Genomic DNA, 12,449 nt, shown 5'->3' with positions numbered 1-12,449 from the left:
ACGCACGCAGGTGCGGCTGGCTGACTCGGAGGCGCTCATGACTCTGCTCGACAAGGACGGTGTGCGGCTCACCGTGGACGGTGCGATCGCCACGGTGACCCTCGCCAACGCGGCCAAGCGCAATGCGCAGTCGCCGGCCATGTGGCGGGCGCTTGCCGAAGCGGGGTCGCTGCTGCCGGGAAACGTACGGATCGCGGTGCTGCGTGGTGAGGGCAAGTCCTTCTCCGCGGGCCTCGACCGTCAGGCGTTCACGCCCGAAGGCTTCGACGGCGAGCCGTCGTTCATCGATCTGGCGCGCGGCTCGGACGAGGAACTGGACGCCACGATCGCCGAGTACCAGGAAGCGTTCACCTGGTGGCGGCGTACTGATCTGGTGTCCATCGCCGCCGTGCAGGGGCATGCCATCGGTGCCGGCTTCCAGCTGGCGCTCGCCTGCGATCTGCGGGTGGTCGCGCCGGACGTCCAGTTCGCCATGCGCGAGACCAGCCTCGGGCTCGTACCGGACCTGACCGGTACCCATCCCCTGGTCGCGCTGGTGGGCTACGCCCGGGCGCTGGAGATCTGCGCCACCGGCCGCTTTGTGCACGCCGAGGAGGCCGAGCGGATCGGCCTCGCCAACCTCGTGGTGCCCGGCGATCAACTCGATGCCGCGGTGGCCGACTTGGCGGCCGCGCTCACCGCCGCGCCGCGCGATGCCGTCATCGAGACCAAGGCCCTGCTGGCCGGTGCCGCGGGCCGTCCGTACGAGGAGCAGCGCCGCGCCGAGCGGGCCGCCCAGGCGCGTCGGCTGCGTGACCTCGCGGGCGTCGGGGAGTAGCACCCCGTACCGCGCCGTTCACCTGCCCGAGCTGCCCGGTCGCGCTCCCACGGCCCGGCCGGGCCGGCTCATCAGCTCCGGTCCACCGCCGTGACCAGCACCGCGACCGTCGAGACCGCGGGTGGCGCGGCCGCCACCGCCTGCCGTACGGCGCAGGCCACATCCAGTGCCCGGTGACCGGGTGCGGTCGCCAGCTGGATCAGCGCATGCCCGTCGGTGAGCCGCACCGGGCGGGACGGACCGCCGAGCACCGGCGCCAGCCGGGCCACGCCGGCGACGCCCCGCGCGACGGCGGCGATGCCCGCCGCGCCCTCCTGGGTCGCGCCGGTCCGGTCACCCGCAGGTGTGGCGGGTGGCACGTCCCCTGGGGGAGCGGAACGGGTTGATGCACCCTCCGTCGTGGCCTCGTCGGCTTCCAGCAGGCCGCTGACCCGCAGATCCACCACGCCCACCACCAGCCCCAGCCCCTGGATCGACGCCTCCAGCAGCGCCGCGCGCACCTGGTCGGCGAGCGCGGGCAGCGGCCGGTCGGCCACCGCGGCGAACTCCGCCTCGATGCGCAGCGGGCCGGGCGGCAGGGCGCTCGGCGGCGCCGGCACCGCCGGTTCCGGGGCCTGGCCGGGGTCGGCGACGGACAGCCGCAGCGAGCCGAACCGGACACCGGCCGGTGTATCAGCAGATGCCCGCAGCGCCCCGGCGGCCGCCTGCTCGGTGATCCACGAGCCGTCCGCGGGCCCGCCGAGCGGCAGCAGCCGGCCGATCCCGAGCTGCGTGCGGACCGTCTGCGCCAATTGGTTCACGGCCACCGCGTCACCCCTTTCCCGGAAGGTCCACGGACCGCTTCCCGGACACGTTCCGGCTCACGCCCCCAGCCTGCCGCAGACCCGCCCGCACGGCAGGGCGGTGGGCCCGACGGCGCCGTATGGAGCACTCTCTTGCCGCATCCCTGGAGCGTTCCGGACATTCCGGACCTACTGTGGGGAGCGGAGCGGGCGGACCGCTTCTCCCCGCGGAAAGGGATACGGCGATGAGCGAAAGCCAGCAGCACGCAGAGGGGCCCAGGACGCCCGCCAAACGGGGCGGCGGCGACCCCGCGACCCGAGGGCGGACCACCATCGCCGACGGTGTCGTGGAAAAGATCGCCGGTCTGGCGGCCCGGGACGTCATCGGCGTGCATGCCATGGGCAGCGGCTTCGCCCGTACGCTCGGCGCCGTCCGGGACCGGGTGCCCGGCGGCAGCAGGTCCGCGACCCAGGGCGTGAAGGCCGAGGTCGGCGAGGTGCAGACCGCGCTGGACCTGGAGATCGTGGTCGACTACGGCGTCGCCATCGCCGATGTCGCCCGGTCGGTCCGGGAGAACGTCATCTCCGCCGTGGAGCGGATGACGGGCCTGGAGGTCGTCGAGGTCAATATCGCGGTCAGCGACGTCAAGCTGCCCGACGAAGCAGACGAAGAAGAGGAAGCGGAGCCACGGCTCCAATAGCCGGGCCCGTCCGGAGTGGCAGCGAAGGAGCGCACGATGAGCATGGCCGTGGTCGGCCTCTTGGCCGGCATGGCGCTGGGCTTCGCCGGATACTTCGGCGGCTTCGGTGCCTTTGTCCTGGTGGCGGCGCTGGGCGCCATCGGGTTCGTGGCCGGCAGGTTCCTCGACGGGGACCTGGAAGCCGGCGATTTCTTCCGTCCGCGCAGCGGCTACCGCGACCGGCGGCGGTGAAGCCGGGTGGCGACGGTGTCCCCGGCCGCCGCTGCCACCGCCGTACCGGCGGGTGAGCGGGGCGCGACCAGAATCGCGGACCGGGTGGTGGCGAAGATCGCCGCACGGGCCGCCAGGGAGGCGCTGCGCGCGGAGTCCCCGCGCGCCCGTACGGACGCCCATGCGACGGTGACCGTGCACCAGCGCGAAGACCGCCTGCACTTCGGTGAGGCGCGGGTGCGGATCGCCGTGGAGCTGGGCTACCCCTCCGACATCGGCGGACAGTGCCGGGTGGTGCGCCGCCGGGTCACCGAGCGGGTGACGGAGCTGGCGAACATGACGGTGCCCGAGGTCGCGGTGGAGGTCGAGCGGCTGCACTCCCCGCTGCTGGACCGAACGGACCGCGGGAGGGTGCGATGAGCGACGAGGACGCGGAGCGGTCCGACACCCGGCGGCTGCCCACACTCGACAAGACGCCGGACGGGGCGGACGGAGCGACCCCGTCCGGCGCGGACACCCCGGCCACGGGCGCCGCCGGCCACGACCGGGTGCGGCGCTTCCGGTCGGCCCGCCGGGTGCCGGCCGCCCTGGTCGCGCTGGTGCTGCTGGCCGCCGCGGGCCTGTTGCTCTACGACGTGGCCGCGGTGCGCGCCGACCGCCCCGCGATGGCCTGGCGCCGGTGGCTGGCCCGCGAACTGGGCACCCGTCACCTCGACAACCCCTGGGTCCTGGGCGCCGCCGCGCTGGCCGTGGTGCTCGGCATCTGGCTGGTCGTCTCGGCCGTCACCCCCGGACTGCGCCAGGTGCTGCCGATGCGGCCGGCGGCACCGGACATCCGGGCCGGGCTGGACCGTGCGGCCGCCGCGCTGGTGCTGCGCGACCGGGCCATGGAGGTCGCCGGCGTGCAGTCCGTACGGGTGGCCGTCAGCCGCCGTAAGGCCAAGACGCGCGCCGTCTCGCACTTCCGCGAACTGGACGAGGTCCGCGCCGACCTCGACACCTCGCTCGGCGAGGGGCTGCGGCAGCTGGGCCTGGCGCACGAGCTCCGCCTGACCGTGGACGTCCGGCGCCCGAAGAAGAGGTGAGTGAGCGATGCGCAGGGTCCGTGGCAGGGTCAACCGGGTGCTGCTCGGGCTGATCGGTGTGGTGCTGTTCGGCGTGGGCGGCCTGGTGCTGCTCGGCGGCCTCGACCTGCCCGCGAAATGGCGCCTCGGACTGCCCGCCGGCTGGCCCTGGTCCCGCCCCGACCAGGTGCTGCTCCCCGCACGGCAGCGCACCCGCTGGACGGACCAGGGCTGGTGGTGGCCCGTCGTCATCGCCGCGCTGGCCGTCTTCGTGCTGCTGATGCTGTGGTGGCTGCTGACCCAGCTCCGCCGCCACCGGCTGAGCGAGATCCTCGTCGACAGCGGCGACGGCGAGGGCGCCCAGCTGCGCGGCCGGGCGCTGGAGGCCGCTCTGACGGCCGAATCGGAGGCGGTGGAAGGCGTCGACGGGGCCGGTGTGCTGCTGACCGGCCGCCGGGGCGAACCGCATGTCCGGGCCGTGCTGGAGCTCGCCCCGCACGCCGACCCGGGAACCGTCGTCCGGCGGCTGTCGGACGAGGCGATGGCGCACGCCCGCCGCTCGGCCGGGCTGGACCGGCTGCCGGCCGAGGTCCGGCTGCGCGCGGTCAAGCACCGGCCCGAGCGGGTCAGTTAGGGCGTCCGGACGACCGGCCCGCAGGCCGGTCCAGCCCCGCGTCAGAACCCGTGCCGGGCCCCGCCGTCCACCGGCACCATCACCCCGTTGATGTACGACGCGGCCGGCGACAGCAGGAAGGCGGCGGCGCGGCCGAACTCCTCCGGCCGTCCGTAGCGGCCCAGCGGGATCTCGGCGCAGTTGCGGGCGCGGGACCCCTCGGGGTCACCGGAGCGCGCGTCGAGCTGGGTCATCCGGTCGGTGGCGATCCGGCCGGGCAGGACGCCGAGCACACGGATGCCGCGCGGCCCCAGCTCGTTGGCGAGCGACTTGGCGAAACCGGCGAGACCGGGGCGGAGCCCGTTGGAGATGGTCAGCCCGCCGATCGGCTCGTACACCGAGCCGGACAGAACGAAACCGATCACCCCGCCCTCCGGCAGCTCGGCGGCGGCCGCGCGGGCCAGCCGTACCGCGCCGAGGAAGACCGACTCGAAGGCCGACTGCCACTGTGCGTCGGTGTTGTCGGCGGCGGTGCCGGGTGCCGGGCCGCCCACGCTGATGAGCACTCCGTCCAGCCGGCCGAAGCGTTCCCGGGCCGCCGTCAGCAGCCGGCCGGGGGTCTCCGGGTCGGCGTTGTCGGCCGCGATGCCCAGGGCCCGTTCGCCGAGCGAGGCGGCCGCCGCGGCCGCGCTCTCCTCGGTGCGTCCGGTGAGCACGACCTGGGCGCCGTCGGCGACCAGTTCACGGGCGGTGGCGAAGCCGAGGCCACGGGTCGCCCCGGTGACGAGGTACGTCCGGTCGGTGAGTCCTAGATCCATGGCCCCTAGTGTGCCCGTGCCCCGTCCTGGAGACCGAAGGCGGTCCCCACCAGGCCGATATGGCTGAAGGCCTGCGGGAAGTTGCCCAGCTGGCGCCGGGCGGCCGGGTCGTACTCCTCGGAGAGCAGCCCCACGTCGTTGCGCAGCCCCAGCAGCCGTTCGAACATCTCCTGGGCCTCGGCCCGCCGGCCGCTCAGCTGCAATGCGTCGACGAGCCAGAACGAGCAGGCCAGGAAGGTGCCCTCGCCGCCCGGCAGCCCGTCGACCGAGATGCCCTCGGTGCTGTAACGGCGTACCAGACCGTCGTGCGTCAGCTCCCGGCGCACCGTGTCGATGGTGCTGAGGACCCGCGGATCGTCCCCCGGCAGAAAGCCGACACGGGGGATCAGCAGGGTCGCGGCGTCCAGTTCCCGGGAGCCGTAGAACTGGGTGAAGGTGCCGCGGTCGGCGTCGTAGCCGCGCTCGCACACCTCGCGGCGGACCTCGTCGCGCATCGCCCGCCAGCGGTCGGCCTCCCCGCCGAACCTCGGATACGTCTCGGTCGCCCGCACCGCCCGGTCGGCCGCGACCCAGGCCATGACCTTGGAGTGCACGAAGTGCCGGCGCGGCCCGCGGATCTCCCACAGCCCCTCGTCGGGGTCGCGCCAGGTGGACTCCAGGTAGTCCACCAGCGCCCGCTGGATGCTCCAGGCGTGCTGTTCGGCCGGCAGCCCGGCCGAGCGGGCGGTGTGGAAGGAGTCGAGGACCTCGCCGTAGACATCGAGCTGACGCTGTTCGACGGCGGCGTTGCCGATGCGTACGGGCGCGGAGTCGCAGTACCCGGTCAGCCACGGCACCTCGGCTTCCGGCAGCCGCCGCTCACCGGCCAGCCCGTACATGATCTGAAGGTCGTCGGGGGCGCCGGCCACCGCGCGCAGCAGCCAGTCCCGCCAGGCGCCGGCCTCGTCCAGATATCCGGCGGAGAGCAGGCAGTTCAGGGTGAGGCTGGCGTCGCGCAGCCAGCAGTAGCGGTAGTCCCAGTTGCGTACGCCGCCCAGCTCCTCGGGCAGCGAGGTGGTGGGGGCCGCCACGATGCCGCCGGTGGGCGCGTAGGTGAGGGCCTTGAGGGTGATCAGCGAGCGCATCACGGCCTCGCGGTACGGCCCCTTGTAGCGGCAGCGCGCGGACCAGGCGTGCCAGTCGTCCAGGGTGTCCTGGAGCGCCGTGAACGGTTCGATCTGGGTCGGCCGGGGTTCGTGCGAGGGGTGCCAGGTCAGCACGAACGCGGTGCGCCGGCCCGCGGTGACGGTGAAGTCCGAGCGGGTGCTGAAGTCCTTGCCGTAGGTGGTGCTTTCGGCCGGGGTGCGCAGCCACACCGAGTCCGGTCCGGCGATCGCGACCCGGCAGCCCTCGGTGGCGCGCACCCAGGGCACCACCCGCCCGTAGTCGAACCGCAGCCGCAGCACCCCGCGCATCTCGACGCTGCCGCTGAGGCCCTCGACGATCCGTACGAGGTCCGGCGCCCGGTCGCGTTGCGGCATGAAGTCGGTGACGCGCACGCTGCCGGTGGGGGTCTCCCAGACGGTGTCGAGGATCAGCGAGTCGCCGCGGTAGGAGCGCTGGGCGCGGGCGTCGGGGGAGCGGGGGGCCAGCCCCCAGTGGCCGTTGTCCTTGCCGCCGAGGAGGGCGGCGAAGCAGGCGCCGGAGTCGAAGCGCGGCAGGCACAACCAGTCGATGGACCCGTCGCGGCCGACGAGTGCGGCGGTCTGAAGATCGCCGATGAGCGCATAGTCCTCGATACGTGGGTGCACTCAGCGCCCCTTCCCGTCGGGAAGGTGCGCTACGCGGTGGTGACGGCTGTCCGGGTTACGGGTTGGCCGGGGCCGGTGCCGCCTCGTCGCCGGCCGCCTCGGTTTCCCCGGAACCGGTGGTTTCCGCGGTCCGCCCGCCGTCGCCCGCGGCCACGGAGGCCCCGGCCTCCCGGGCCTCTTCGGCTTCCTTGGCCGCGGCCGCCATCCGGTCGCGGCGTTCACGGCGTACGAGGACGAGCCAGCCGACCGGCACCGCGGCGGCGAACAGCCACCACTGGACGGCGTAGGCCATGTGCGGGCCGATGGAGTCGTGGTCCGGCTCGGGGACCGGCTCCGGGATGTTGCCGGCCGGCTTGGGCGCGGTCTGCTCGATATAGCCGCCGAGCATCGTCCTGCCGGTCCGCTTCGCCTGCTCCGAGCTGTTGATCAGCATGACCTGGCGGGCGGGCAGGCCCTTGGTGTTCTTGATGCCGCTGGCGGCGGTGGTCTCGTCGGCCATCATCCGGCCGGTGACGGTGACCTTGCCCCGGGGGGCGGCCGGGACGTCCGGGAACTTGGTCAGGTCGTTGCCGGCCGAGACCCAGCCGCGGTTGACCAGCACGGCCCGGCCGTTGCCGAGGACCAGCGGGGTCACCACGTAATAGCCGATGCTCTGCTCGTCGGCGGCGGTGCGCTGGCGGACCACGACCTCGTGGGCGGTGTCGTAGGTGCCGGTGGCGGTGACCGTGCGCCACATATCGCGCCGGGGCAGCTCGCGGCCGGGTGCGGCCAGCGTGGTGACCGGAACCGGGTCGGCGGCCAGGCTGCGCGCGATCAGCTGGTTCTGCGCCACCTTGTGCTGATGGCGGTGGAGCTGCCAGTAGCCCAGCTTGATCATGACGGGGATCAGCACAAGACCCACGAGGGTGAGGATCACCCACTGCCGGGACAACAGGAAGCGGTACACGGCTTCGACGGTACCTGGGGCGCCGGGACCGCCGAGCCGGGGGTCCCCCTGGGGGTACCGCCCGGCACCCGCGGGGGAGGCAGCCGGGGGCCGGGCCGGGTCCGCCCGCGCCGGTCCGGTGGTCGGTCCGGTGGCTGGGCAGATGGCCGCCCCGGTGCAGACCCGGTTCAGACCCGGTCGACGATGCCCACTCTGCCGTCCGAGCGGGCGCAGTGCGCGCCGCAGTACCACTTCTGGTCGGCCTCGACGCCCTGCCCGATGATCTGGCAGCGGCAGTGCTCACAGATCGGCGCCATGCGGTGGATGGCGCAGGCGAAGCAGTCGAAGACGTGCACCGCGCCCTGCGCGTGCACCTCGAACGTCATGCCGTATTCGTTTCCGCAGACCTCACAACGTGCCATGCGCCACAGCGTGCGGGCGCCGCCCGCGCGCGGCGCGGTGCCGACGGGTGTGTTGGGCGGGCTTCACCCGGACGCAGGCGCCGGGGCCACATCCTGGAGCAGCTGCATGAAGGCCGCCTCGTCGATGACGACCGTGCCGAACGAGGCGGCCTTGGCGGTCTTCGACGTCCGGGCGTCGGGGTCGTTGGTCACCAGCAGGCTGGTCAGCCGGGACACGCTCGTGGCGACATGCAGCCCCGCCTCGATCGCCCGGTCCTCCAGCAGCTCACGGTCCACGGAGGTGTCACCCGAGAAGGCGACCCGCATCCCCTGGACCAGCCGGCCGCCGGACTCGTAACGCCCCGGGTTGGGGTACGGGCACGCCGGGCGCTTACGGGACGGCCGCCAGGACGTGGGGCGGTAGGACGCGGCGGCGGCACGCTGCCGGGGCGCGGGGGTGTCCGACCACTCCGTCAGCGGCTGGCAGCTCAGCAGCGGCAGCCGCAGATTCTCCTGGGCGGCGCGCCGCAGACTGGGACGGAACGCCTCGGCCAGCACCCGGGCGTCGTCCAGCGCGTGGTGGGCGCGCTCCTGCACCACGCCGTAATGGGCGGCGAGGGACTCCAGCTTGTGGTTGGGCAGCGGCAGCCGCAGTTCCTTGGACAGGGCGATGGTGCACAGCCGCTGCTGCACCGGGGCGGTCGCCGCGGCGCGGGCGTACTCGCGGGCGATCATCGACCAGTCGAACATGGCGTTGTGCGCGACCAGCACCCGGTCCGCCAGGCGCCGGGACAGCTCCGGGACGATCTCCGGGAAGAGCGGGGCATCGGCGAGCACGGCGCTCGTGAGCCCGTGGATCCAGACCGGTCCGGGGTCCCGCTGCGGGTTGACGAGGGTGTACCAGTGGTCCTGGACATCGCCCTGGGCGTCGAGTTGATACACGGCTGCCGAGATGATCCGGTCGTCGCGGGCCAGGCCCGTGGTCTCCACGTCGACCACCGCGTACCCCTGGGGATATGCGGCCGGCCAGGGAGCCGGCGGCGTCTGCGGGCCCGGCTGCTGCCCGATCTTCGGCGCGATCGGGTCGGCGGCTGCTGCCATGCGGTCTTCGAGCATGGTCCCTGAGGATACGGGCCACCACTGACAGCCACCGAACCGCATCGGAACACCCGGGAGGGACACACACCTGGCGCCCCCGCAGTTCGCGGGTGGGTGGGGGAGTTGACGGGGTGTGGGGGCGGGGCCGCCGCGGGCGTGGGGGCGGGGCTGCGGGGCTTGCCTGCCTTGGCGTGGTCCGGGTGCCGGGGGGTGCTCACCTGACCCGCCCACCCCCCGAAGGGGGGTGGGCGGCGGGGAAAAACAGCAGGCCTGCGCGGCGGGGAAAAACAGCAGGCTCTAGGAGGGACGTGGGGAGGGGGCGTGCCCCAGGGAGCGAAGGTGCCCCAGAAAGGAGCACGCCCCTGGAAGGAGACACTCCCCTGGAAGGAGACACTCCCCTGGAAGGAGACACTCCCCTGGAAGGAGACACGCCCCAAGTGAGGAGACCTGCCCCAAGAAGGCCGACCTCCCCAGGGAACGAAACCGGCCACCCGGAACGACCGGATAACACACCGAAGAAAGGGCGCATACGGAAACCCACGCAAGAAAGCGGACAAAAGCCCCTCCCGCAGGCGCCGGCGAGAACCACACGAACGGGCGGCGACGGCCCGGCCGGCGCCGCCACCACGCGAAGCCCGTCGCTGTGCGGGCCTCAAGCCGCCGACGGCCACCGCCCGCCCACCGCACCCCCGTTCAGGAGCCGGCCGCCCCGGCGGCGAGCAGGGAGCTCACCACCGCCTCCAGCGAGACCGTGAACAGCCGCCCGGTGTCGGCCGGGCCGGCCAGTGCGCGGGCCAGTGCCGGATCGTGTTCGGCGGTGGGGGAGTCCCACAGCTCGCCCTCGCTCGGATGCTGTTCGGGGGACCGCTCGCGGTTGCGCTCGACCAGGACGAAGCCGACGACCTGGAACTGGACCGCCCGCACCGCCTCGGCGGCCGTCTCACCGCGCAGCCCGGCGGCGTGCATCTCATGGACCAGCGCCTGCTGCGCCGGCAGGAACATCCGTTCCGTCAGGCCGCGTTCGTGCACCATCGCGATCAGCTGCGGGCGCTCGCGCAGCGCCGAATGCAGCGCGCGGGCGACCGAGACGATGCGGGCGTGCGGGGTGTCCCCGGTGGGGTGGATCTCTCCCATCTCCCGGACGGTGCGCTCGACGAGGGCGTCCAGCAGTGACTCGCGGTTGCCGACGTGCCAGTAGATGGAGGTGACGGCGGTGCCCAGTTCCGTGGCGAGGCGGCGCATGGTCAGCGCGCCGGGGCCGTCCGCGCGCACCAGCCGGGCGGCGGCCGTCAGGACCTCTTCGCTGGTCAGCGCGGTACGTGTCATATTCCCCCACTATCCCTCAACTCCGGTGCGCACACAGCCCTTTACCCTTCATCCCGCTCGGTGTAACAGTGTTACAGACGCCTCGCACGACCCCCGCAAGTCACCGACGACGAAGGGTGGTACGCCATGGCACGCATACGCTACGGAGCGCGCACCGCGGCGGAGATCACCGCGGCACGCACCGCGAGCTCCCGGCTCCCCGAGATCTGGTCCACCGGTGTGGTCGCCGTGTGGGAGAGCGACCCGGACGCGGTCGCGGCCGTGCTGCCGCCGCCCCTCGAACCCACCGGACGTCCGCTGGTCCGGGCCACCATCAGCAAGGTCGAGCTCCCCGGTTACCCCCTGGGCGCGGGCTCGGTCGCCGTCGCCGCCGCCCACCACGGCGTCGAGGGGTGGTATCCGCTCGTCATGCCGATGACCCATGAGCGGGCCCTGACCGGCGGGCGGGAGGTCTTCGGCGAACCGAAGAAACTGGGCGAGGTCACCGTCGACCGCGACGGACCGGTCGTCCGTGCCGCGCTCACCCGGCACGGCATCGCCTTCGTCGAGGTACGCGGCGCGGTGAGCGGACCGCTGCCGGCCCCCGAGCCGATCCGGAAGACCGACTTCTACTTCAAGTTCCTGCCCGCCGTGGACGGTTCGGGCCTCGACCTCGACCCGGTGCTGGTGCACTGCCTGCGCCACGAGAAGGTCCGCAGGCTGGAGCGGATCACCGGCGAGGTCGTCCTGCGCGAGTCGATGTACGACCCCGTCGCCGACCTTCCCGTCCACGCCCTCGTCGAGCTCACCCTCGGCGAGAAGACCACCGACCAGCAGGGCCGGGTCGTCGAGCGGGTCAGCGCCGAGTCCCTGCTGCCGTACATCCACCAGCGCTACGACGATCCGCAGCAGCTCCTCGACGGGCCGCCCGAGGGGAGTGCCTGATGCCGGCCCTGCCCGGAGAGCGACGCCGAACCCCGCGGCCGAAGAAGCGGCCGTCCCGAGCGGCACGGAGAAGGGAGCGGGCATGGAGCTGACAGCGGGACAGGTCGCGGTCGTCACCGGCGCCGCGAGCGGGATCGGCCTGGCCATGGCGCGCCGCTTCGCCGCGGAGGGGCTGCGGGTGGTCCTCGCGGACGTCGAGGAGGAGCCGCTGCGGGCCGCCGCCGATGAGCTGACCGCGGACGGCGCCCGGGTGCTGGCGCGCACCGTGGACGTCGGGGTGCGCGAGGAGGTCGCCGCCCTCGCCGACGCCGCGTACGACTCCTTCGGCGCCGTCCATCTGCTGTGCAACAACGCGGGGGTGGGCTCCGGCGCCGAGGGACGGATGTGGGAGCACGAACCCAACGACTGGGCCTGGGCGTTCGCGGTGAACGTCTGGGGTGTCTTCCACGGCATCCAGTGCTTTGTGCCCCGGATGCTGGCGGGCGGCGGGCCCGGCCATGTCGTCAACACCTCCTCGACGGACGGCGGCGTCGCCCCGCTGCCCACCGCGTCCGTCTACGCCGTCACCAAGGCGGCCGTGGTGACCATGACCGAATCGCTCTACGCCCACCTCAGGGCCGAGGGTGCCCCTGTCGGCGCCTCGGTGCTCTTCCCCGGCCCGCACATGCTCCGCACCGGCCTGTGGGAGTCGCACCGCAACCGGCCCGCGCGCTACGCCAAGTCCCGGCCGCGCCGTACGCCCTACCGCAGCCTGGCGCAGTGGGAGGCGGCCATGAAGGAGGCCGGGAAGGAGGTCGCCTTCACCCCCGTCGAGGACGTCGCCGCGCAGGTCGTGGACGGCGTCCGGGCGGACCGCTTCTGGCTGCTGCCGCCCGCCGCGCACACCGACGCGCAGATCCGGGCGCGGTCCGCCTCGATGCTCGGCCGCACCGCCCCCGACTACCTGGAGCACTTCATCCTCGACCCGGACGACTGAGGGA

At 73.5% G+C, this 12,449-nt stretch carries 15 protein-coding genes; 8 read left to right on the top strand and 7 right to left on the bottom strand.

Features of this window, described 5'->3' with window-relative positions; genetic code table 11:
• Positions 1 to 37 precede the first annotated feature (37 nt).
• Positions 38 to 817 carry an enoyl-CoA hydratase/isomerase family protein gene (locus TU31_RS33135; protein ID WP_042161820.1) on the top strand — a complete coding sequence of 260 codons (780 nt, stop codon included), beginning with the start codon at positions 38 to 40 and terminating at the stop codon, positions 815 to 817.
• Between the two features lie 71 nt (positions 818 to 888).
• On the opposite strand, the gene TU31_RS33130 is transcribed toward TU31_RS33135, so the two are convergent.
• A complete protein-coding gene (locus TU31_RS33130) occupies positions 889 to 1,623 on the bottom strand; it encodes a hypothetical protein (protein ID WP_052719138.1) in 735 nt (244 codons plus the stop codon).
• Between the two features lie 221 nt (positions 1,624 to 1,844).
• Between TU31_RS33130 and TU31_RS33125 the strand changes: the two genes are divergently transcribed.
• The 5 genes from TU31_RS33125 to amaP are packed head-to-tail and all read left to right on the top strand — an operon-like array spanning position 1,845 to position 4,208.
• Positions 1,845 to 2,300 carry an Asp23/Gls24 family envelope stress response protein gene (locus tag TU31_RS33125; RefSeq protein WP_042161600.1) on the top strand — a complete coding sequence of 152 codons (456 nt, stop codon included), beginning with the start codon at positions 1,845 to 1,847 and terminating at the stop codon, positions 2,298 to 2,300.
• Between the two features lie 36 nt (positions 2,301 to 2,336).
• Positions 2,337 to 2,531 (top strand): hypothetical protein, encoded by a 195-nt coding sequence (locus TU31_RS33120; RefSeq protein ID WP_042161598.1) that lies wholly within the window; start codon positions 2,337 to 2,339, stop codon positions 2,529 to 2,531.
• Between the two features lie 6 nt (positions 2,532 to 2,537).
• Positions 2,538 to 2,930, top strand: coding sequence for a hypothetical protein (locus TU31_RS33115; protein ID WP_042161596.1), 393 nt, complete (start codon positions 2,538 to 2,540; stop codon positions 2,928 to 2,930).
• Positions 2,927 to 3,595, top strand: coding sequence for a DUF6286 domain-containing protein (locus TU31_RS33110; protein ID WP_042161594.1), 669 nt, complete (start codon positions 2,927 to 2,929; stop codon positions 3,593 to 3,595). The genes TU31_RS33115 and TU31_RS33110 overlap by 4 nt, the downstream gene beginning before the upstream one ends.
• A 7-nt stretch (positions 3,596 to 3,602) precedes the next feature.
• Positions 3,603 to 4,208, top strand: coding sequence for an alkaline shock response membrane anchor protein AmaP (amaP, locus tag TU31_RS33105; protein ID WP_042161591.1), 606 nt, complete (start codon positions 3,603 to 3,605; stop codon positions 4,206 to 4,208).
• Between the two features lie 41 nt (positions 4,209 to 4,249).
• Here amaP and TU31_RS33100 read toward each other — a convergent pair whose 3' ends face one another.
• From TU31_RS33100 to TU31_RS33075, 6 genes are all read right to left on the bottom strand, one after another.
• Complete coding sequence (locus tag TU31_RS33100) at positions 4,250 to 5,005, bottom strand: SDR family oxidoreductase (protein ID WP_042161589.1); 756 nt, start codon at positions 5,003 to 5,005, stop codon at positions 4,250 to 4,252.
• A 5-nt stretch (positions 5,006 to 5,010) separates the two neighbouring features.
• Complete coding sequence (locus TU31_RS33095) at positions 5,011 to 6,795, bottom strand: glycoside hydrolase family 15 protein (RefSeq protein WP_042161587.1); 1,785 nt, start codon at positions 6,793 to 6,795, stop codon at positions 5,011 to 5,013.
• 55 nt (positions 6,796 to 6,850) lie between these two features.
• On the bottom strand, positions 6,851 to 7,741 hold the full coding sequence (locus TU31_RS33090) for an SURF1 family cytochrome oxidase biogenesis protein (protein ID WP_042161586.1): 891 nt from the start codon (positions 7,739 to 7,741) through the stop codon (positions 6,851 to 6,853).
• A 167-nt stretch (positions 7,742 to 7,908) separates the two neighbouring features.
• Positions 7,909 to 8,142 carry a metallothionein gene (locus TU31_RS33085; RefSeq protein ID WP_006606380.1) on the bottom strand — a complete coding sequence of 78 codons (234 nt, stop codon included), beginning with the start codon at positions 8,140 to 8,142 and terminating at the stop codon, positions 7,909 to 7,911.
• A 63-nt stretch (positions 8,143 to 8,205) separates the two neighbouring features.
• On the bottom strand, positions 8,206 to 9,237 hold the full coding sequence (locus TU31_RS33080; RefSeq protein WP_042161584.1) for a DEDDh family exonuclease: 1,032 nt from the start codon (positions 9,235 to 9,237) through the stop codon (positions 8,206 to 8,208).
• Between the two features lie 675 nt (positions 9,238 to 9,912).
• Positions 9,913 to 10,545: a TetR/AcrR family transcriptional regulator gene (locus tag TU31_RS33075; protein ID WP_042161582.1), complete on the bottom strand. Its 633-nt coding sequence runs from the start codon at positions 10,543 to 10,545 to the stop codon at positions 9,913 to 9,915.
• A 126-nt stretch (positions 10,546 to 10,671) separates the two neighbouring features.
• On the opposite strand from TU31_RS33075, the gene TU31_RS33070 reads away from it, so the two are divergent.
• Together TU31_RS33070 and TU31_RS33065 are read left to right on the top strand one after the other, a co-directional pair.
• Positions 10,672 to 11,469: an acetoacetate decarboxylase family protein gene (locus TU31_RS33070; RefSeq protein WP_042161580.1), complete on the top strand. Its 798-nt coding sequence runs from the start codon at positions 10,672 to 10,674 to the stop codon at positions 11,467 to 11,469.
• 82 nt (positions 11,470 to 11,551) lie between these two features.
• Positions 11,552 to 12,445, top strand: coding sequence for an SDR family NAD(P)-dependent oxidoreductase (locus tag TU31_RS33065; RefSeq protein ID WP_042161578.1), 894 nt, complete (start codon positions 11,552 to 11,554; stop codon positions 12,443 to 12,445).
• Positions 12,446 to 12,449 lie beyond the last annotated feature (4 nt).

This window comes from Streptomyces lydicamycinicus (assembly GCF_000829715.2).
Classification (GTDB): Bacteria; Actinomycetota; Actinomycetes; order Streptomycetales; family Streptomycetaceae; genus Streptomyces; species Streptomyces lydicamycinicus.
The sequence above is the reverse complement of the archived record's forward strand: the minus strand, read 5'-3'. Positions and strand labels throughout refer to the sequence as shown.